The organism is Sphingomonas folli (assembly GCF_019429525.1).
GTDB lineage: Bacteria > Pseudomonadota > Alphaproteobacteria > Sphingomonadales > Sphingomonadaceae > Sphingomonas > Sphingomonas folii.
The window spans coordinates 94,477-114,399 of sequence record NZ_JAHXZL010000015.1; the positions used below are offsets into that span (position 1 = coordinate 94,477).

Below are 19,923 nucleotides of genomic sequence, written 5' to 3' on the forward strand. Positions count from 1 at the left end.
CTCAGCCGAGGCGATCGATCATCGGCTGGGTGATCAGGCACACGCCCTTGTCGGTGCGGCGGAAGCGGCTGCCGTCGAGCTCCGGATCCTCGCCGACGACGAGCCCGTCCGGGATGATCACGCCCCGGTCGAGCACCACCTTGCTCAGCCGCGCGCCGCGGCCGATGTGGCAATAGGGCAGCACCACCGCCTCGTCGAGCGAGGAAAAGCTGTGCGCGCGAACGCCGGTCGAGACGAGGCTGCGGTGGACGTTCGAGCCCGAGATGATCGTGTCGCCCGCGATCAGGCTCGACACCGCCTGGCCGCGCCGCCCCTCGATATCATGGACGAACTTGGCGGGCGGGGTCAGCTCGGAATAGGTCCAGAGCGGCCACTCGCGGTCGTACAGGTCGAGCTGCGGCACCACGTCGGTGAGGTCGATGCTGGCCTCCCAATAAGCGTCGACCGTGCCGACGTCGCGCCAATAGGCCGCGGGCTCCTCGGGCGAGCGGACGCAGCTCGCCGAGAAGCGGTGCGCATAGGCGTTCCCGTTCTTGACCAGGTACGGGATGATGTCCTTGCCGAAGTCGCGCGCCGACCCTTCCGTCGCGGCGTCGCGGCGCAGCTGGTCGATCAGCAGCCGCGTGTGGAAGACGTAGATGCCGAGGCTGGCGAGCGCGAGATCGGGCTGGCCCGGGATCGAGGGCGGGTCGGCGGGCTTCTCGACGAAGTCGATGATCCGATCCTGCTCGTCGACGTGCATCACGCCGAACGCGCTCGCGTCCGCGCGAGGCACCTCGAGGCAGGCCACGGTCACGTCGGCACCGCTGTCGCAGTGCTGCCGCAGCATGATCTCGTAATCCATCTTGTAGATATGGTCGCCCGCCAGGATCACCATGAACTCGGGCGCGATGTCCTGAATGATGTCGATGTTCTGGTAGACCGCGTCGGCGGTGCCTTCATACCATTGGAACTCGCTGATGCGCTGCGAGGCGGGCAGGATGTCGAAGCTCTCGTTGCGCTCGGGGCGGAGGAAGTTCCAGCCGCGCTGGAGGTGGCGGATCAGCGAGTGCGCTTTATATTGCGTTGCAACACCGATGCGCCGGATGCCCGAGTTGAGCGCGTTCGACAGCGCGAAATCGATGATGCGGCTCTTGCCCCCGAAATACACCGCCGGCTTCGCGCGCGTGTCGGTGAGTTCCTTGAGCCGGCTGCCGCGGCCGCCGGCCAGAACATAGGCCATCGCGTCGCGTGCCAGCGGCTGACCTCTGCGTTCGTCCACGTCAGACTCCTCTCTGTATCGTCTTTACTGTCGCGCGCGCGCCGGTTAGGTTCGGAACGCTCGAGCAGATTCCGCGTTGCTCAGTCAGTGATGGCGTATCAAGGAACGACAATGATAAGAGAGGATCTGCAATGGATCGCGCATATCCGTATCGTTCGCCCGACGGTCTGATCCGCGGGTTGATGACGGCCATTATTCCCTCGATCCTGGCCTGGGCCATGATCATCGCGGTGCTCACGCGGCTCTTCTGACCGCGGCTCACTCGTCGAACTCCAGCATGACGGTCGCCAGCGGCGGCAGGGTAACGTCAGCATAACCCGCCGCCGCGACGACGCCACCGAGATTGCCGAGTCCCGACCCCCAATAATCGTGCGCGTCCGAGTTGATCAGCTCGCGCCAGCGCCCCTCGAGCGGCAGCGGCACGCGATACGGCATCCGCGCCACCGGCGTCATGTTCACGATCACCGCCACCGGCGGCGCGCCGGGCGCGCGCCGCAGCCAGGCGAACACCGAATGCTCGGCATCGTCCGAGATCAGCCACTCGAACCCCTCCGGCTCGCAGTCGCGCGCGTGCAGCGCGCGCTTCTCGCGATAGACCTTGTTGAGGTCGCGCACGAGCTTGCGCACGCCATCGTGCGCGGAGGAGTTGAGCAGCCCCCAGTCGAGCGCGCGCGCCTCGCTCCATTCCTGCCGCTGCGCGAACTCCTGCCCCATGAACAGCAGCTTCTTGCCGGGATAGCCCCACATCATCGCGTAATAGGCGCGTAGGTTGGCGAACTTCTGCCAGTCGTCGCCGGCCATCTTGGTCAGCAGCGAGCCCTTGCCGTGCACCACCTCGTCGTGGCTGAGCGGCAGCACGAAATTCTCGGTGAAGGCGTAGACCAGGCCGAAGGTCATGTTGTGATGGTGGTGCTTCCGGTGCACCGGGTCGCGCGCCATGTACTGGAGCGTGTCGTGCATCCAGCCCATGTTCCACTTGAAGCCGAAGCCCAGCGCGCTGGGGGCACCCTCGTCATAGGCGGGGGTGGTGACGCCGGGCCAGCTGGTCGATTCCTCCGCCACCGTGAACACGCCGGGGTGGCGCGCGTAGACCGCGCGGTTGGTGGCGCGGAGGAACTCCACCGCCTCCCAATTCTCGCGCCCGCCGTCGGTGTTGGGGATCCACTCGCCGGCCTTGCGCGAGTAATCGCGGTACAGCATCGACGCCACCGCGTCGACGCGCAGCCCGTCGACATGGTAGCGCTCGGCCCAGAAGATCGCGTTGTTGACGAGGAAGGCCGACACCTCGCGCCGGCCGAAATTGTAGATGGCGGTGTTCCAGTCGGGGTGGTAGCCGAGCCGCGGGTCCTGATGCTCGTACAGAGCGGTGCCGTCGAAGTGCGCGAGCCCGTGGGCGTCGGTCGGGAAGTGCGCGGGCACCCAGTCGAGCAGCACGCCCAGCCCAGCACGGTGCGCGCCGTCCACGAAACGCGCGAATCCCTCGTGATCGCCGAAGCGCGCGCTCGGCGCGAACAGGCCGGTGGTCTGATAGCCCCAGCTCGGATCATAGGGATGTTCCGAGATCGGCATGAACTCGATGTGCGTGAAGCCCATCGCCACGGCGTAGGGGATCAGCCGCTCGGCGAGCTGGTCCCAGCTGAGATACCAGCCGTTCTCGTCGCGGTCCCAGCTGCCGGCATGGACCTCGTAGATGCTGATCGGCACGCGCCTCGGGTCGACCGAGGCCCATGCGTCGCGGTGCGCCGCGTCGCCCCACTCGTGCGTCGGCGGCGCGGTGGTCAGCGAGGCGGTCTTGGGACGCAGCTCGGCGGCGAAGGCATAGGGGTCGGCCTTGAGCGGCTGCATCGCGCCGTCCGGGCCGGTGATGGCATATTTGTAGGCGCGCCCGGCGCCGATGTCGGGGAGGAAGATCTCCCACACGCCGGTGTCCGCGCGCCGCCGCATCCCATGGCGGCGGGGGTCCCAGTCGTTGAAGTCGCCGACCACCGCGACGCGGTGCGCGTTGGGTGCCCAGACCGCGAAATGCACGCCCTCGGCGCCCTCGTGGTGGAGCAGGTGCGCGCCGAGCTTGTCGTAGAGGCGGAAATGCGTTCCCTCGTTCATCAGCAGGTCGTCGACCGGGCCGAGCACGGGACCGAAGCTGTACGGGTCGGTCACCCACCATTCCGCCCCGCCGCCGCGCGCGCGGTAGCGCAGCGGCTGCGGATCGCCGTCGATCACGCCCTCGAAGAGACCGCGGCCGTCGACGCGCTCGAGTTCACCCAGCGGCGCGCCCGCGAGGGTATGCGGCTCGGCGCTCTCCGCCCCCGGGATCCAGGCGCGCGCGAAGGTACCCTCGGGGCCGGCGTGCGCGCCGAGCAGCGCGAAGGGATCGGCGCTGGTGCCGTCGAGCAGCGCGTCGATCGCTGCCGCCGGCGGCCTCACAGCACGCCCCAGATCTCGCGCGCATATTCGCCGATCGTGCGGTCGGACGAGAACCAGCCCATGTTGGCGGTGTTGAGGATCGCGCTGCGCTGCCAGCCGTCGCGATCGCCCCAGCGCCGGTCGACGTCGCGCTGCGCGGCGGCATACGCGTCGAAGTCGGCGGCGACCATGAACCAGTCATGGTCGTACAGGCCGTTCATGAGGTCGCGATAGCGGTTCGGGTCATCCGGGGAGAACACCCCAGACGCGATCGCGTTCACCGCCTGGGCCAGCTCCGCCGAATTTTCGATGACCGTGCGGGGCGAATAGCCCCCGGCGCGCCGGGTGGCTACCTCCTCCGCGGTCATCCCGAAGATCACGATATGGTCGGCGCCGACATGGTCGCGGATCTCGATGTTGGCGCCGTCGAGCGTGCCGATCGTCAGCGCGCCGTTGAGCGCGAACTTCATGTTGCCGGTGCCCGACGCCTCCATGCCCGCGGTCGAGATCTGCTCGGAGAGGTCGGCCGCGGGCACCATCCGCTCGGCGAGGCTGACGTTGTAATTGGGCAGGAACGCCACCTTGAGCAGCCCGCCGATCGTCGGGTCGCCGTTGATCCGGCGGGCCACGTCGTTGGCCAGCTTGATGATCAGCTTGGCGTTGACGTAGCTCGACGCCGCCTTGCCGGCGAACAGTCTCACGCGCGGCGTCCAGTCGCGCTCGGGATGGCTGCGGATCTGGTCGTACAGCGCCACCGTCTCGATCAGGTTGAGCAGCTGGCGCTTATACTCGTGGATGCGCTTGATCTGGACGTCGAAGATCGCGTCGGGATCGAGCCGCAGCCCGATCGTGTCGCGGACGTGATCGGCCAGCGCGACCTTGTTGGCGCGCTTCACCGCGGCGAACCTCTCGCGGAAGCCGGCGTCCTCGGCGAAGGGCGCGAGCGCGGGCAGCTTCTGCGCGTCGTCGGCGAAGTCGGGCCCGATCGCCTCGGCGATCAGCGCGGTCAGCCCCGGGTTGCAGCCCTGTAGCCAGCGCCGCGGGGTGATGCCGTTGGTCTTGTTGTTGATCCGATCGGGGTAGAGGCGGTGAAGGTCGGCGAAGACGGTGGTCTTCATCAGCTGGGTGTGGAGCGCCGCCACGCCGTTGACGCTGTGCGCGCCCGCGAAGGCGAGGTTGGCCATGCGCACGCGGCGCTCGCCGCCCTCGTCGATCAGGCTGATCGCGGCGATGGCGCGGTCGTCGATCCCCTCGGCGGCGCGCGCCTCGCGCAGCAGCCTGGCGTTGATGGCGTAGACCAGCTGCATGTGGCGCGGCAGCAGCCGCTCGAACAGCGCCAGCGGCCAGCTCTCCAGCGCCTCGGGCAGCAGCGTGTGGTTGGTATAGCCGAAGGTCGCGCGCGTGATCGCCCAGGCCGAGTCCATGTCGAGCTCGTGATGGTCGACCAGCAGCCGCATCAGCTCGGCCACCGCCACCGCGGGATGGGTGTCGTTGAGCTGGATCGCGGCGCGATCGGGCAGCGTCCGCACGTCGCCGAAATATTGCACGTGGCGGCGGACGATGTCCTGGATCGACGCCGAGGAGAAGAAATATTCCTGCCGCAGCCGCAGCTCCTGCCCCGCCGCAGTCGAGTCGTTGGGATAGAGCACGCGCACCAGGCTCTCGGCGCGGAGCTGGTCCGCCATCGCCCCCTCGAAGTCGCCGCGGTTGAAGGCGTCGAGCTTGAACGGGTCGAGGCTGCGCGCGGTCCACAGCCGCAGCGTGTTGACGCGCCGGCCGCGCCACCCGACCACGGGCGTGTCGACCGCCACCGCCTCGACCGCCTCGCCCGGTCTCCAGTGGACCCGCCCCGCCTCGTCGCCGGTCACCTCGCCGCCGAAGCCGACGAAATAGGCGCTCTCGCGGCGCTCGAACTCCCACGGGTTGCCGTGCGCCAGCCAGGTCTCGGGCAGCTCGACCTGCCAGCCGTCGTCGATGCGCTGGCGGAACATGCCGTTCACGTAGCGGATGCCGTAGCCGTAGGCGGGCAGGTCGAGCGTCGCCAGGCTCTCCATGAAGCACGCCGCCAGCCGCCCCAGGCCGCCGTTGCCGAGCGCGGCGTCGGGCTCCAGCTCCTCGAGAGCGGAGAGGTCGACGCCCAGCTGGCGCAGCGCCTCGCCCATCTCGTCGCTCTGGCGCAGGTTGTGGAGCGTGTCGCGCAGCAGCCGGCCGATCAGGAACTCGAGGCTGAGATAATAGACCCGCTTGGCGCCGGCGGCGTGCGCCTGCTTGGTGGAGGCCATCCAGCGCTCGACGATCTCGTTGCGCAGCGTCAGGATCGCCGCCTCGAGCCAGTCGTGCGGGCGCGCGGCGCGCTCGTCCTTGCCGATGCGGTGGACAAGCGTGTCGATGATGGCGAGCGCGAGCGGGCCGCGCTCGCTGACGTCGGTGGTCGCGGTCAAGTGTCTGGCCCCCGGGCGATGATGTCGGTGCGGACCCTAACCGCGCGGCGCCGCGGTGGCTACGTCCGAGATGGCGGCATGGTCGGGCCGGCCGCGATAGGCCTGAACGTCGACCGCCGCGCCGAGCAGGAAGGCGTAGACGCTGATCCACAGCCAGGTGAGCACCACGATGATCGCGCTCAGCGACCCATAGGTCGCACCGTAATTGCCGAAGTTCGCGACGTAGAGGCTGAACCCGACGTTGGCGAGCAGCCACACCGCGGTCGCCAGCACCGTCCCCGGCGTCGCCCAGCGCAGCCGCGCGCGCGGGCGATAGGGGCCGAAGCGGAACAGCAGCGACGCGCCGGTCACCACCAGCAGCGCGAGCGCGAGATAGGTGGCGACGCGGATCACCACCAGCACCGTCGCGGGGAACCAGGGGATGAGCGTACCGATGAACGCGGCCAGCGCGCTCGCGGCGATTCCGGTCAGCACCAGCACCACGCCGGCGAGCACGATCGCGAAGGAGGTGAGCGTCCAGGTGACGAAGCTGCGCTTGTCCTTGACCTCATAGGCGACGTTGAGCGCGGTCATCATCGAGGTGGCGGCCTTGCTGCCGCCGTACAGCGCGATCGCGAGCGCCAGGATGATGCCCAGCCCCTTCTTGCCCTGCGAGCCCGAGACGACGGTGTCGAGCTGCTGGCCGATCAGCACCGCGACGTCGCGCGGGAAGGCGGCGAACAGAGCGCGGATGTCCTCCTGCACCGTCTGCGCGTCGGCGAACAGGCCGTAGCCCAGCACCGTCACCGCCAGGATCGGCGCGATCGAGGAGATGATGTAGAAGGCCGCGCCGGCCGCGATCAGCCCGAGATTGTCCTCGTTGGAGGCGGTGTAGGCACGCTTCAGCTGGCCCCACCAGTCGGCGCGGAAGGAGCGCCACAGGTCGGCGGAGGAGAGGTCGACTCGCATTATCCCGGCCAACGCGGCAGCATGGCGGAGGGTCCGTGGTGAAATGTTGCGCGGCGTGAAGGAGCTGGTGGGTGGCCCTTGTCCGGTCGCGCCGGTCTCCCGCAGACCGCACACGATGGCGCCCCTACGCGCCTCCCCTCCCCTGCACGTCATCCCCGCGAAGGCGGGGATCCAGACGCGCTACCGTCGCGCCTCATGACCAGACGTCAGCGCGTCTGGATTCCCGCCTTCGCGGGGATGACGGGAGGAGAGCGGATCGAACCACTCCCACCCTCCCCTCACACCGTGAAGCTCTCGCCGCAGCCGCACGCGCCCTTGGCGTTGGGGTTCGCGAACACGAAGCCCGCGGTGAAATCGTCCTCCACCCAGTCCATCGTCGAGCCGATCAGGTACAGCAACGACGCGCCGTCGACGAACAGCACCCCGCCCGGGGTCTCGATCCGCTCGTCCATCGCGCTCGCCGCCTCGACATAGTCGACCGAATAGGCCAGCCCCGAGCAGCCGCGCCGCGGCGTCGACAGCTTCACCCCGATCGCCCCGTCGGGCGCCTTGCGCATGAGGTCGGCGATGCGCGCCTCGGCGCTCGCCGTGAGGTTGAGCGCGGCGGGGCGCGCGCGCAGGGTGGTGGCCATCACAGCATCCCCAGTTCGAGCTTGGCGTCGTCCGACATCTTCTGCGGGTCCCACGGCGGGTCCCACACCAGGTTGACGTCGGCGAAGGCGATCCCGGGCACCGCGGCGACGCGCATCTCGACCTCGCCCGGCATCGACTCGGCGACGGGGCAGTGCGGCGTCGTCAGCGTCATCGTCACGTTGGCCTGGCCCGCGTCGGTCACCTCGACCGCGTAGATCAACCCCAGGTCGTAGATGTTGACCGGGATCTCGGGGTCGTAGATCTCCTTGAGCGCGTCGATCACGCCCTCGTACAGCGCGCCGCCGGGCTCGTGCGCCGCCTCGCCCGCGGCCGGCCGCTGCGCCAGGAAGCCGGACAGATAGTCGCGCTGGCGACCGCCCCCGCCGCCCTCGCCGGTCTCGCCGCCCGCGGGCTCGACCGCGTCGGACACTTTCGCGCGCGGCGGCGCCTGCACCGTCTCGACTTCCTCGACCTTGATCGGGTCGCTCATCGTCCCTCGTCCCTATCCAAAACCGTCATCCGAATATCCGGGCCACGCGCTCGATCCCCGCCGCCAGCGCGGCGACGTCGTCGGGGCCGTTGTACACGCCGAAGCTGGCGCGCGCGGTCGCCTCGACGCCCAGCGCCGCCATCAGCGGCTGCGCGCAGTGATGGCCGGCGCGGATCGCCACCTTCGACTCGTCCAAGATGGTGCCGATGTCGTGCGGATGCACCCCCTCCATCGCGAAGGAGACGATCCCGGCGCTGTCCGCCGGCCCGAGCACGCGCACCGAGTTGATCCGCCCGAGCGCCTCGCGCGCCTGCGCCACAAGCGCGGTCTCGTGCGCGTGGATCCGCTCCAGCCCGATCGCCTGGACATAGTCGATCGCGGCGGCGAGCCCGAGCGCGCCGACGATATGCGGCGTCCCCGCCTCGAACCGCGTCGGCGCGGGGGCGTAGGTGGTGCGCTCGAACGAGACGCGGTCGATCATCGAGCCGCCCCCCTGGTACGGCGGCATCGCGTCGAGCAGGTCGCGCCGGCCCCACAGCACGCCGATCCCGGTCGGGCCGTACAGCTTGTGGCCCGAGAAGACGTAGAAGTCGCAGCCGAGCGCGCGCACGTCGACTGGCAGCCGCGCCACCGCCTGGCAGCCGTCGATCAGGATCGTCGCGCCGACCGCGTGCGCGAGCTCGCTCGCGCGGCGCACGTCGAGCGTGGAGCCGAGCACGTTCGAGACATGCGCGAGCGCGACGAGCTTGTGCTCGGGGCGGAGCATCCGCGCCATGGCGTCGAGGTCGATGCGCTGGTCGGCGGTGAGCGGCACCACGTCGATCGCGGCACCGACGCGCTCGGCCACCATCTGCCACGGCACGATGTTGCTGTGGTGCTCGAGCGTGGAGAGCAGGATGCGATCGCCGGCCTGGAGGCGCGTGCCCGCGAATGACTGGGCGACGAGGTTGATCGCCTCGGTCGCGCCGCGGACGAAGACGATCTCGTCCGAGGCGGCGTTGACGAAGCGCGCGGCGGTCTCGCGCGCCGCCTCATAGGCGAGCGTCATGTCCGCGGAGCGCTGGTACACGCCGCGGTGGACGGTGGCATAGTCGGTGTCGTAGCCGCGCGTGATCGCGTCGATCACGGCGCGCGGCTTCTGCGCCGTCGCGGCGGTGTCGAGATAGGCCCAGCCGGCGGGGATGGCGGGGAAATCCGCGACTACGTCGAGCGGGCGCGCGGCGGGATCGGCGATCAGGACGGTCATGCGCGCTCCCCAATGTTGCGAATGTTGAGCCGGGAGGAGGGTGTGGAGTGGTGGGCGTGCGGCGCCGAGCCCCTCCCCTTCAGGAGCACGAGGGCGGCCATGCCCCCGGCATGGCCTGAACAGCGCGGGGCGCTGTTCACCTCGAGCTGGGTTGGGGTGGGGCCCATCCACCAGCGCGGCGCTCGCGGAGGCGCCCCAGCCCCGGCCCCTCCCCTGAAGCAAAGGGGAGGCACCGCCATGTCACCTCGTTTCAGGACCGAGCACGACGTCGGCGCGCAGGCTCGCGCGTCCGGACCCATGAGGCCCGGATCACGTCGCGGATCACGACGAGAACCGCGATCATCACCCCAGTCCCCGCGAATGTTGCGAATGTTGAGTGGCTCGCGCCCCACGCGCGCGTCGATGCTCGGGGACCGGGGCGTCGTCACCCCCGCCCTCTCGCACCGAACCCGCGCGTAGGACAGCGTCACAGCGCGCGCTCCAGCCACGCCGCGGCGTCGGCCGCGAACGCCGCGCGCACCGTCTCGTCGGCGATGCGGTCGAGCGCGTCGGCGACGAAGGCGTGGGTCAGCAGCGCCCTGGCGCGCGCCGCCGGGATGCCGCGGCTCTGCATGTAGAACAGTGCGCGCGCGTCCAGCTCACCCACGGTCGCGCCGTGCGCGCATTTGACGTCGTCGGCGAAGATCTCCAGCTCGGGCTTGAGGTTCACCGTCGCGGTGCGGTCGAGCAGCAGCCCGCGCAGCGACTGCTCGCCGTCGGTCTTCTGCGCGTGGCGCGCCACCTCCACCGCGGCGGCGAGGCTCGCCTGCGACTGGCCGGCGGCGACCGCGCGCCACAATTGGTGCGACTGGCCGTTGGGCTCGGCATGGCGCACGCGCACCGCGCATTCCTGCTTGAGCCGGTCGCGCGTCAGCAGCGCGCCGCCGAACTCGGCGTAGCCGCCCTCGCCCGCCAGCGTCAGCGCGGCGTCGACGCGCGCGCCCTGGTCGCCCGCCGCGAGCACGGTGCCGACGAAGCTCGCCGCCTCGCCCAGCACGATCTCGTCGCGCAGCGAGACGAAGCCCGCCGCCTGGGTCAGCCGCACCGCGCGCGACAGCCGCGCCCCGCGGCCGAGCCGGACGCTGGTGGAGCGGTTCGACCAGCCCGCGCCGACGAAGCCCTCGATCACCTGCGCGACCGAATCGTCGCCCAGCTCGATCGCGGCGCCGAGATGGTTCTCCGCGCCGGTGGCGACATGGACGATCTGGACCGGGTCGGCGACCGCCCGGGCGTCGAGCCGCAGCGTCCAGCCGCGCGCGGCGCGGCGGCCGAGGGGGTGGTCACCGGGCGCGATCGCGCCGACGCTGACGCGGTGGAGCTCGCTCGCGCCCTGGTCCAGCTCGCCGTCGACGAACAGGAGCTTGGCGCCGGGCAGGTCGAGGAACTGTGCCTCGGAACGCGCGACCGGCGCGAGCGCGGCGGCCGCGGCGATCCCGCCGAGATCGGCCCAGCGCCACGCTTCCTCGCGGTTGGAGGGGAGGTCGAGCACGCTCATGCGGCGGCTCCCTGCCATGTTGGTTCACGCGAGGACGCGAAGACGCGAAGAGGTTCGCACGCGGAGGCGCGGAGACGCGGAGGCGTTGCACCCCGCCGCGCCAGCGGCGCCTCATGATATGGCGTGAGAGGATGAGAGCGCGCTGCCGCCCGCGTACCCCCTCCGCGTCTCCGCGCCTCCGCGTGAACCATCGTCTTCGCGTCGTCGCGGCGTCGCGTGAACCCCGACATCACGCCGCCACCTCGGCATAGCCCTCGCGCTCGAGCTGGTGCGCCAGCTCCGCCCCGCCCGAGCGCGTGATGCGCCCGTCCGCCAGCACGTGGACGCGGTCTGGGCGGACATAGTCGAGCAGCCGCTGGTAATGGGTGATCAGCAGCACCGCCTTGTCGGGCCGGCGCATGATGCGGTTGATGCCGTCGCCGACCACGCGCAGCGCGTCGATGTCGAGGCCCGAGTCGGTCTCGTCGAGGATCGCGAACTTGGGATCGATGATGCCCATCTGCACCATCTCGTTGCGCTTCTTCTCGCCGCCCGAGAAGCCGACGTTGACCGGCCGCTTGAGCATGTCCTGCTGGAGCCCGAGCGCGTCGGCCTGGGCGCGCGCCACCTTGAGGAACTCCGCTCCCGACAGCGGCTTCTCGCCGCGGACCGCGCGCTGCGCGTTGAGGCTCTCGCGCAGGAACTGGACGTTGGACACGCCCGGGATCTCGACCGGATATTGGAAGCCGAGGAACACGCCCGCGGCGGCGCGCTCGTGCGGCTCCTTGTCGAGCAGGTCCTCGCCGTCGAACGTGACCGATCCCTCGGTCACCTCATAGCCGGGGCGCCCGCCCAGCACGTAGCCGAGCGTCGACTTTCCCGCGCCGTTGGGGCCCATGATCGCGTGGATCTCGCCCGCGTTCACCTGGAGCGTGAGGCCCTTGAGGATCGGCTTGCCGTCGATCTCGGCGTGAAGGTTGTCAATCGTGAGCATCGTCATTCCTGAAGCCCCTCCCCTGCAGGGAGGCCGTTGCCTATTCCATCGTCAACCCGGACGTGTTCCGGGATCGACCCTTCCGCAAACCTACCGACCGTCAGGCGCGCCGACGGCTGACCCCCAGAACAGGTCCGGGGTGACGGAAGGACGAAACGTCACCCCACGCTCCCCTCGAGCGAGATCCCGAGCAATTTCTGCGCCTCGACCGCGAACTCCATCGGCAGCTGCTGCAGCACCTCGCGCGCGAAGCCGTTGACGATCAGCGCCACCGCCGCCTCGGCGTCGAGCCCGCGCGACATCGCGTAGAACAATTGGTCCTCGCTGATCTTCGAGGTGGTCGCCTCGTGCTCGATCTGCGCCGAGGGGTTGCGCACCTCGATATAGGGCACGGTGTGCGCGCCGCACTGGTCCGACAGCAGCAGCGAGTCGCACTGGGTGAAGTTGCGCACGCCCTCCGCGGTCGGCGCGACGCGCACCAGCCCGCGATAGGTGTTGTCCGACCGGCCGGCCGAGATGCCCTTCGACACGATCGTCGAGCGCGAGCCCTTGCCGAGGTGGATCATCTTGGTGCCGGTGTCGGCCTGCTGGCGGTTGTTGGTCACCGCCACCGAGTAGAACTCGCCGACGCTGTTCTCGCCCGCCAGCACGCAGCTCGGATATTTCCAGGTGATCGCCGAGCCGGTCTCGACCTGGGTCCAGCTCACCTTGCTGTTGCGGCCCTGGCACAGCGCGCGCTTGGTGACGAAATTGTAGATGCCGCCGATGCCGTTCTCGTCGCCCGGGTACCAGTTCTGCACGGTGGAATATTTGATCTCGGCGTCGTCGAGCGCGACCAGCTCGACCACCGCGGCGTGGAGCTGGTTCTCGTCGCGCATCGGCGCGGTGCAGCCCTCGAGATAGGACACGTACGCGCCCTTGTCGGCGACGATCAGCGTGCGCTCGAACTGCCCGGTGTTCTCGGCGTTGATGCGGAAATAGGTGGAGAGCTCCATCGGGCAGCGCACGCCCTCGGGCACGTAGACGAAGGTGCCGTCGGAGAAGACCGCCGAGTTGAGCGTGGCGAAATAATTGTCGCGCTGCGGCACCACCTTGCCCAGCCACTTGCGGACCAGGTCGGGATATTCGCGGATCGCCTCGCTGATCGAGAGGAAGATCACGCCCGCGGCCTTGAGCTCTTCGCGGAAGGTGGTCGCGACCGAGACCGAGTCGAACACCGCGTCGACCGCGACCTTGCGCGCGCCCTCGACGCCCGCGAGCACCTCCTGCTCCTTGATCGGGATGCCGAGCTTCTCGTAGGTGCGACGGATCTCGGGGTCGAGCTCGTCGAGCGAGGCGATCGTCTTCTTCTGCTTGGGCTCGGCGTAGTAATAGGCGTCCTGATAGTCGATCGGGGGCACGTTGAGCTTGGCCCAGTCGGGCGCCTGCATCGTCTGCCACAGCCGGAACGCCTTGAGCCGCCAGTCGAGCATCCACTCGGGCTCGTTCTTCTTGGCGCTGATGTAGCGCACGGTGTCCTCGCTCAGCCCCTTGGGCGCGAAGTCCTGCTCGATGTCGGTGGCGAAGCCCCACTCGTACTTCTTGGCGACGGCCGCATGGGCCTCGGCGTTCTTGGTGGCCATGTTATGCCTCAACCTTCATCTGTTCCGGGGCCGGCGCGGCGGCGAGCGACGCCAGCGTCACCCCCGCCAGCGCGCCGCGCACCGCCTGATTGACCGCGTTCCAGTGCGGCTTGACGCGGCAATTGCCCTCGATCGCGCAGTCGTGCTCGGCGGCGTCGACGCAGGCGGTGAGCGCGATCGGCCCCTCTACCGCCTCGACCACGTCCGCCAGCGTGATCGTCGCGGGCGGGCGCGCCAGCCGGATCCCGCCGCCGGTGCCGCGCGTGCTGTCGATCAGCCCCGCCGCCGCCAGCCGGCTGACCAGCTTCTGCGCGGTCGGCAGCGGCACGCCGGTCTCCTCGGCGAGCAGCGTGGCGTTCATCCGCGCCAGCCCGCCGCAGTGGCGCGCGGCGGCGGTGAGCAGCACCACGGCATAATCGGTCAGGCTCGAGAGTCGCATCGTTCCCAGCTAGGCAGTTGCGATCGACTCTCAAATCGGAGTAGATCGTTCCGATTGCCATGTGGCCGCGCGACGGGGCGAAATCAACCGCGATGGGGACAAAAAAAGGGCCCGGCAGAGGCTGCCGGGCCCTCGAGGAAAGAACTTCCGTTCGGAAGCCCTTCGGGTCGCAGTCGCGTTATGCGCACGACTCGTCGCGGAAGGATTGGATGGATTCAGCGCGGCGAAGACGTTTTTTTACAGCGCGCGCGACTTGATCTCGGTTCGGGACACGACGACAGACGCGATATGGCGATCTCCTCCCTCCTCCACCGTGCGGCGCTGGCGCTGCCACCCGAGCGCGCGCACGACGTGGCGCTCGGCGCGCTCGCCCGCTGGGGCTCGCTGGGCGCGCCGCTCGGGGGCGCGATGCCGCGTCTGGAGAGCCGAGTCGCGGGGATCGACTTCCCCAACCCGGTCGGGCTGGCCGCCGGGCTCGACAAGGACGCGCGCGCGGTCGCGGGGCTGACGCGGCTCGGCTTCGGCTCGGTCGAGGTCGGCACGCTCACGCCGCGCGCGCAGCCGGGCAACCCGCGGCCGCGGCTGTTCCGGCTCGCCGAGGACCGCGCGATCATCAACCGCATGGGCTTCAACAACGGCGGGCTCGCCGCGGGCGTGGCGCGCGCCGCGGCGGCGAGGCGCTACGGCGGGGTGCTGGGCATCAACGTCGGCGCCAACAAGGACGCGAAGGACCGTGTCGCCGACTATGTCGCGGGGGTGAGCGCGGCGGCGCCGGTGGCGGACTATGTCACGATCAACGTCAGCTCGCCCAACACGCCGGGACTGCGCGACCTGCAGCACGGCGCCGCGCTGGCGGAGCTGCTCGCCGCCTGCGCCGCCGCGCGCGGGACCACGCCGCTGTTCCTCAAGGTCGCGCCCGACCTCGAGCCCGCGCTGGTCGATTCGATCGCGCGCGCCGCGCTCGATACGAGCGTGGACGCGCTGATCGTGAGCAACACCACCGTGAGCCGACCGCCGCTGCGCAGCGCGCACGCGGGCGAGACGGGGGGCCTGTCGGGTGCGCCGCTGCGCTCGCTCGCGGCCGACCGGCTCGCCGACTTCCGGCGCGCGACGGGCGGCGCGCTGCCGCTGATCGCGGTGGGCGGGATCGACGGCGGCGAAGAGGCCTATGCGCGGATCCGAGCGGGGGCGAGCCTGGTGCAGGTCTATACCGCGCTGATCTACGACGGGCCGGGGCTGCCGCGCCGCATCGTTGCGGAGCTGGCGGCGTGCCTCGCGCGCGACGGCTTCGCGAACGTGGGCGCGGCGGTCGGCGCGTAGCCGACGGTCCGCCCCAACGGGCGGAGGGTGACGGGTCGCGCTTCTGAAGGAGGGGTCATCCGGCCGGTGGCAGTCCAACGACCCGCCACCGGCGCCACCCTCGCGTCAGCGCTGACGCGCTGCCGCCCGCCCTCGCATGGGAGGGGCCTAGCTCAGGCCTCCTCTTCCTCTTCCTCGTCGGCGCCGAGCTCCTCGGTCAGCGCGGCGATGATCGCCTGGTTGAAGGCGGGGATGTCGTCGGGCTTGCGGCTGGTGATGAGATTGTCGTCGATCACGACCTCCTCGTCGACCACCTCGCCGCCGGCATTCTCCAGGTCGGTGCGGATCGAGACGAAGCCGGTGAGCCGGCGACCGTCGATCACGTCGGCCTCGGCGAGCAGCCAGGGCGCGTGGCAGATCGCGGCGACGATCTTGTCCTCGTCCATGAAGTCCTGGACGATCTGCACCGCCTTGGCCTCGACGCGCAGCTTGTCCGGGTTGGCGACCCCGCCCGGCAGCACCAGCGCGTCATAGTCGTCCACCTCGACCTCGTCGAGCGTCAGGTCGGGCGTGGCGGTCTCGGCCTGGTTGATGTCCTGCTTCATCCCTTGGATCGGATCGCGCTTGATCGACGCGAGCGTGACGGTGGCGCCGGCGGCTTCCAGCGCCTTGCGCGGCTCGAACAGCTCCACCGTCTCGAAGCCATCGGCGGCGAGCATCAGCACGCGGGCCTGCGACAGGTCGGCCATGGGAAATCTCCTGAATAGGTGTCGGTACGACGCGTTCCCAACCCCGTCGCACGGCGCCCGTTCCGGAACGATGCGCCAGCCCGCGCATTTCCCGCGACATGACCGGACCAGCGGAGCGAACCACCGGAAACGGCTGCCACATCGTCTTCTTCGACGACGGCGAGGCCGGCATCACGCGCAAGCGGACGCGCCACGGCGCCTGGGCCTATCACGACGCCGAGGGCAAGCGGATCACCGACCGCGACGAGATCGACCGGCTCAACGCGATCGGCCTGCCCCCCGCCTACACCGACGCCTGGTTCTGCCCCGACCCGAGCGGCCATATCCAGGCGGTCGGCTGGGACGAGAAGGGCCGCAAGCAGTATCGCTACCACCTCGACTATCGCGCGCAGCAGGAGGCGGCGAAATACGACCTGTGCGCGCCGTTCGGCCGCGCGCTCACCAAGCTGCGCGCGCGCGTCGAGGCCGACCTGGAGAAGCGTCGGCACAGCAAGGAGCGGACCGTCGCCGCGATCGTGAAGCTGCTCGACATGGCGGCGCTGCGCATCGGCAACGAGACCTATGCCAAGACCAACAAGAGCTACGGCCTGACCACGCTGCGCGACCGCCACGCGCAGATCAAGGGCAGCACCCTGTCGCTCCAGTACAAGGCCAAGTCAGGCAAGGTCCGCAAGCTGCGCATCACCGACGGCAGCCTCGCGCGTTTCGTCAAGAAATGCCAGGACCTGCCGGGGCAGAAGCTGTTCCAGTACGTCGGTGACGACGGTGCGCCGCACGCGGTGACCTCGTCCGACGTCAACGCCTATCTCCGCGAGGCGATGGGCGACGGCTTCACCGCCAAGCATTTCCGCACCTGGGGCGCCAGCGTCGTCGCGTTCGAGGCGCTGGTCGCGGCGCCCGCGCCGATCGGGCTCAAGACGATGCTCGAGCCCGTGGTCGAGCGGCTCGGCAACACCCCGGCGATCGCGCGCAAATCCTATGTCCACCCCGCGCTGATCGCGCTGGGCAAGGACAAAGCGGCGCAGGCGACGTTCCGCCAGGCGCTGCGGCTGCCCCGCGCCAGCCAGTATCTCAGCCGCACCGAGCGCGGGCTGATCGCCTTCCTCGAGCAGAGCGGCGCGTGCGAGCTGAAGGCGGCCTGAGATGAGTGGCAACAAGGCCGCGGCGGCCACGCAGACCGCCGCGATCGACGCCGATCGCGTCGGCGCGCAGGCGCAGGCGCTGGTCCGCTCCAGCCTGGTGTGGCTCCAGGAACATTGGCTGCAGATCCTGGTGGCGCTCGGCATCGGCGTGGCGATCGCGCTGCTGCTGTTCTGGCTGCGCGGCCTCGGCCCGCGGCTGGTGCGGCGCAGCACCTCGGGCAAGGGCTGGGCGGCGGTGCTGGGGCGCGCGGTGGAGCGCACCAACGCCTTCTTCATCGTGATGCTCTCGGCCAAGCTGGTGAGCGGCTATGCCGCCACCCCGCCCGAGCTCAACACCACGATCGTCTTCCTCTTCACGGTCGCCGCCACCTTCCAATGCGCGATCTGGGCGCGCGAGCTGATCCTCGGCGCGATCGAGCATCGCACGCGCGACGAACATTACACCGGCGAGGCGCTGATGAGCGCGATGGGGCTGATCCGCCTGCTCGTCAGCTTCGCGGTGTTCGCGATCGCGCTGGTGGTGGTGCTCGACAATCTCGGGGTCAACGTCACCGGACTGGTCGCGGGTCTGGGCGTCGGCGGCATCGCGATCGGCCTCGCCGCGCAGGGCATCTTCGCCGACCTGTTCGCCGCGCTGGCGATCATCTTCGACCGCCCGTTCCGCCGCGGCGACAAGGTCAGCTACGATTCGACCAGCGGCGTGATCGAGTCGATCGGGCTGAAGTCGACGCGGATCCGCGCCTTCACCGGCGAGCTGCGGATCATCTCCAACCGCAACCTGCTCGACAAGGAGATCCAGAACACCTCGGTGCGCGATCATATCCGGGTGTCCTACACGATCGGCGTCACCTACGAGACCGCGCCCGACACGCTCGCGCGCGTGCCCGCGATCCTGACCGAGCTGGTCGAGGCGGAGGGCGCCAAGGTGGCGCGCTGCGGGTTCGAGACGTTCGGCGCGTCGAGCCTCGACTATGCGCTCCAGGTCGACACGCCCGGCGACGACTGGGCCACCGCGCACGCCACCCGCGACCGGCTGATGGTGGCGATCATGCGGCGCTTCGCCGCCGAGAGGATCGGCATCGCCTATCCGACGCAGACCACCTACACCGCCGCCCCCGACGGGACGCTGGTGATGCCCTATGCCGAGCCGGCGCGGGGCTGAGGGCCGACCGGCCGGCGCTATTCCGCCGCCACCGGCGCCCGGCCGTGCGCCCGCTCGACCCGGCGCCATGCCGCCTGCCCGAGCAGCGCCGCCACCATCGTCAGCCCGGTGAGCGGGAACAGCAGCCCCGCGACGCCCATGATCGCCACCAGCCCCGCGCCGCTCTGCCCCGGCGGCGCGCCGATCCGGCCGCGCGGGCGACGCTTCCACCACATCACCGGCGCGGAGACGCACAGCAGCGCCAGCGCGACGCAGGCGGCGAGCATCACCAACCGGTTGGGCTCGCCATATTGCTTGCCCTGGTGGACCGCCGCGCTCCACTCGATCACGCGCGCGGCGCGGCCGAAGTCATCGAAGCGCGCGTCCTGCAGCACGTGCCCGTCGCCCGCGTCGACGTAGATCACGTGCGCCGCCTGCGCCGAGCCGAGCTCGGCGCTGACCAGCCACGGGGCGCCCGGCGCCGCGGGCCAGCTCAGCGTATAGTCGCGCGACACGCCGCGCCGCGCCGCGGCGGCGAGCGCCTGGTCGGCGGTGATCCCCCGCCCGGCATGCGCCGCCTTGTCGTGCGGGATCGGCCGCTGCTGGAGCGACCAGGGCAGCTCATGCTGCGCGTGGTCGAGCGCGGGGGCGACCGGCGCGGGCGGGCGGCCCCAGCCCGCGCCCGCCACCGCGGCCTGGACGTTCCGGCCCCAGACCGCGCTCCACGGCAGCCCGCTGAGCGAGAGGAACAGGATCACCGCCCCGGCGACCAGCCCGGTCGAGGCGTGGAGGTCGCGCCAGAACAGCCGTTTGCGGGGAGAGCCGCGGACGCCGAGCGCGGGCGCGCGGCCGCGCTTCCACCACAGGTACAGCCCGCTCAGCACCAGCACGATCGACCAGCCAGCGGCGATCTCGATCAGCCAATTGCCCACCCAGCCCGCCAGCGCGAGGCTGTGGAGGTGCTTCACCACCTGCATCACCCCGCCGGCCATGGTGGTCCCGGTCACGCGCGCGCTGCTCGGGTCGACGAAGGCCATGCGCCGCTCGCCATCGCCCAGCTCGTAGGTGGCGCGCCACGCCTCGTCGTCGCGCGCGGGGCGGAGCAGCTGGACGACGCGGCCGCCGGTCTGGCGCTCGACCCGCGTCGCCAGCGCGGCGGCGGGCAGCGCGGGGCCGTGGGCGCGCGCGCGGAGCCAGTCGCCGTAGACGACGCGCTCCAGCTCGGGCTTGTAGAGGTACAGCGACCCCGTCACCGCGAGCCACAGCAGGAAGGGCAGCGTCAGCAGGCCGGCGAAGAAGTGCCAGCGCCATACCGCGCGATACAGGTCCGCCATCGTCACCGCTCCCGAGCCTCGGGGCGGCGTAGCGGAGGGATGGTTAATAACGCGCTCATCTGAGCGCGCGGGGGACGGGAGCGTCATCGCGGCGATCCTCGGGCACGCCGACGCGCGGCGGTGCGGCACGCGCGCGGCGGGGACGGTCACCGGCGCGCGTGGCACGCCGGCGGCGGGTCAGATGAGGCGGCGGCGCGGGGGCGCGCGGAGCGGCGGCCGCCAGCGCGGGGGCGCCCGCGCGGGCGTCTCCCGCAGCGGCCGGGCGGCC

The 19,923-nt window shown here is 70.5% G+C and carries 16 protein-coding genes; 3 read left to right on the top strand and 13 right to left on the bottom strand.

The annotated features are described in order from the left end of the window. Position 1 precedes the first annotated feature (1 nt). The 11 genes from glgC to KZ813_RS19630 all read right to left on the bottom strand — a co-directional run bounded on the left by glgC (position 2) and on the right by KZ813_RS19630 (position 13,990). Positions 2 to 1,261, bottom strand: coding sequence for a glucose-1-phosphate adenylyltransferase (gene glgC / locus KZ813_RS19580; protein WP_219756667.1), 1,260 nt, complete (start codon positions 1,259 to 1,261; stop codon positions 2 to 4). 258 nt (positions 1,262 to 1,519) lie between these two features. Next, positions 1,520 to 3,685, bottom strand: coding sequence for a 1,4-alpha-glucan branching protein GlgB (gene glgB / locus KZ813_RS19585; RefSeq protein ID WP_219756668.1), 2,166 nt, complete (start codon positions 3,683 to 3,685; stop codon positions 1,520 to 1,522). Continuing rightward, positions 3,682 to 6,105, bottom strand: coding sequence for a glycogen/starch/alpha-glucan phosphorylase (locus KZ813_RS19590; RefSeq protein WP_219756669.1), 2,424 nt, complete (start codon positions 6,103 to 6,105; stop codon positions 3,682 to 3,684). Before KZ813_RS19590 ends, glgB begins: the two co-directional genes overlap by 4 nt. Before the next feature lie 36 nt (positions 6,106 to 6,141). Beyond that, positions 6,142 to 7,053 (bottom strand): YihY/virulence factor BrkB family protein, encoded by a 912-nt coding sequence (locus KZ813_RS19595; protein ID WP_219756670.1) that lies wholly within the window; start codon positions 7,051 to 7,053, stop codon positions 6,142 to 6,144. A 278-nt stretch (positions 7,054 to 7,331) separates the two neighbouring features. Further along, entirely contained in the window at positions 7,332 to 7,685 is a 354-nt protein-coding gene (locus KZ813_RS19600) for a HesB/IscA family protein (protein WP_219756671.1), read from the bottom strand. Next, a complete protein-coding gene (locus KZ813_RS19605) occupies positions 7,685 to 8,176 on the bottom strand; it encodes an SUF system Fe-S cluster assembly protein (RefSeq protein WP_219756672.1) in 492 nt (163 codons plus the stop codon). Before KZ813_RS19605 ends, KZ813_RS19600 begins: the two co-directional genes overlap by 1 nt. Before the next feature lie 25 nt (positions 8,177 to 8,201). After that, positions 8,202 to 9,422 carry an aminotransferase class V-fold PLP-dependent enzyme gene (locus KZ813_RS19610; RefSeq protein ID WP_219756673.1) on the bottom strand — a complete coding sequence of 407 codons (1,221 nt, stop codon included), beginning with the start codon at positions 9,420 to 9,422 and terminating at the stop codon, positions 8,202 to 8,204. Between the two features lie 466 nt (positions 9,423 to 9,888). After that, positions 9,889 to 10,956: a SufD family Fe-S cluster assembly protein gene (locus KZ813_RS19615; protein ID WP_219756674.1), complete on the bottom strand. Its 1,068-nt coding sequence runs from the start codon at positions 10,954 to 10,956 to the stop codon at positions 9,889 to 9,891. A 229-nt stretch (positions 10,957 to 11,185) separates the two neighbouring features. Continuing rightward, positions 11,186 to 11,929 (bottom strand): Fe-S cluster assembly ATPase SufC, encoded by a 744-nt coding sequence (gene sufC, locus KZ813_RS19620; RefSeq protein WP_219756675.1) that lies wholly within the window; start codon positions 11,927 to 11,929, stop codon positions 11,186 to 11,188. A 158-nt stretch (positions 11,930 to 12,087) separates the two neighbouring features. After that, the gene (sufB, locus tag KZ813_RS19625; protein WP_219756676.1) at positions 12,088 to 13,551 is read right to left on the bottom strand and encodes a Fe-S cluster assembly protein SufB; all 1,464 of its coding nucleotides are present in this window, start codon (positions 13,549 to 13,551) and stop codon (positions 12,088 to 12,090) included. Between the two features lies 1 nt (position 13,552). Further along, positions 13,553 to 13,990: an SUF system Fe-S cluster assembly regulator gene (locus KZ813_RS19630; RefSeq protein WP_219756677.1), complete on the bottom strand. Its 438-nt coding sequence runs from the start codon at positions 13,988 to 13,990 to the stop codon at positions 13,553 to 13,555. 288 nt (positions 13,991 to 14,278) lie between these two features. Here KZ813_RS19630 and KZ813_RS19635 point away from each other — a divergent pair, with 288 nt between their 5' ends. After that, a complete protein-coding gene (locus KZ813_RS19635) occupies positions 14,279 to 15,310 on the top strand; it encodes a quinone-dependent dihydroorotate dehydrogenase (RefSeq protein ID WP_219756678.1) in 1,032 nt (343 codons plus the stop codon). Positions 15,311 to 15,462: 152 nt separating this feature from the next. On the opposite strand, the gene KZ813_RS19640 is transcribed toward KZ813_RS19635, so the two are convergent. Further along, entirely contained in the window at positions 15,463 to 16,038 is a 576-nt protein-coding gene (locus KZ813_RS19640) for a type 1 glutamine amidotransferase domain-containing protein (protein WP_219756679.1), read from the bottom strand. Positions 16,039 to 16,136: 98 nt separating this feature from the next. Between KZ813_RS19640 and KZ813_RS19645 the strand changes: the two genes are divergently transcribed. Beyond that, positions 16,137 to 17,180: a DNA topoisomerase IB gene (locus tag KZ813_RS19645; RefSeq protein ID WP_219756680.1), complete on the top strand. Its 1,044-nt coding sequence runs from the start codon at positions 16,137 to 16,139 to the stop codon at positions 17,178 to 17,180. Between the two features lies 1 nt (position 17,181). Further along, a complete protein-coding gene (locus tag KZ813_RS19650; RefSeq protein ID WP_219756681.1) occupies positions 17,182 to 18,342 on the top strand; it encodes a mechanosensitive ion channel family protein in 1,161 nt (386 codons plus the stop codon). Between the two features lie 17 nt (positions 18,343 to 18,359). On the opposite strand, the gene KZ813_RS19655 is transcribed toward KZ813_RS19650, so the two are convergent. Further along, entirely contained in the window at positions 18,360 to 19,655 is a 1,296-nt protein-coding gene (locus KZ813_RS19655) for a PepSY-associated TM helix domain-containing protein (protein WP_258046971.1), read from the bottom strand. Positions 19,656 to 19,923 lie beyond the last annotated feature (268 nt).

Bases quoted from the DNA above. Each gene is read 5' to 3' on its own strand.
- KZ813_RS19640 (WP_219756679.1), bottom strand. From the start codon at position 16,038: ATGGCCGACCTGTCGCAGGCCCGCGTGCTGATGCTCGCCGCCGATGGC.
- sufB (WP_219756676.1), bottom strand. From the start codon at position 13,551: ATGGCCACCAAGAACGCCGAGGCCCATGCGGCCGTCGCCAAGAAGTAC.
- KZ813_RS19615 (WP_219756674.1), bottom strand. From the start codon at position 10,956: ATGAGCGTGCTCGACCTCCCCTCCAACCGCGAGGAAGCGTGGCGCTGG.
- KZ813_RS19610 (WP_219756673.1), bottom strand. From the start codon at position 9,422: ATGACCGTCCTGATCGCCGATCCCGCCGCGCGCCCGCTCGACGTAGTC.
- KZ813_RS19630 (WP_219756677.1), bottom strand. From the start codon at position 13,990: ATGCGACTCTCGAGCCTGACCGATTATGCCGTGGTGCTGCTCACCGCC.
- KZ813_RS19645 (WP_219756680.1), top strand. From the start codon at position 16,137: ATGACCGGACCAGCGGAGCGAACCACCGGAAACGGCTGCCACATCGTC.
- KZ813_RS19650 (WP_219756681.1), top strand. From the start codon at position 17,182: ATGAGTGGCAACAAGGCCGCGGCGGCCACGCAGACCGCCGCGATCGAC.
- sufC (WP_219756675.1), bottom strand. From the start codon at position 11,929: ATGCTCACGATTGACAACCTTCACGCCGAGATCGACGGCAAGCCGATC.
- KZ813_RS19655 (WP_258046971.1), bottom strand. From the start codon at position 19,655: ATGGCGGACCTGTATCGCGCGGTATGGCGCTGGCACTTCTTCGCCGGC.
- KZ813_RS19605 (WP_219756672.1), bottom strand. From the start codon at position 8,176: ATGAGCGACCCGATCAAGGTCGAGGAAGTCGAGACGGTGCAGGCGCCG.
- KZ813_RS19600 (WP_219756671.1), bottom strand. From the start codon at position 7,685: ATGGCCACCACCCTGCGCGCGCGCCCCGCCGCGCTCAACCTCACGGCG.
- KZ813_RS19635 (WP_219756678.1), top strand. From the start codon at position 14,279: ATGGCGATCTCCTCCCTCCTCCACCGTGCGGCGCTGGCGCTGCCACCC.
- KZ813_RS19595 (WP_219756670.1), bottom strand. From the start codon at position 7,053: ATGCGAGTCGACCTCTCCTCCGCCGACCTGTGGCGCTCCTTCCGCGCC.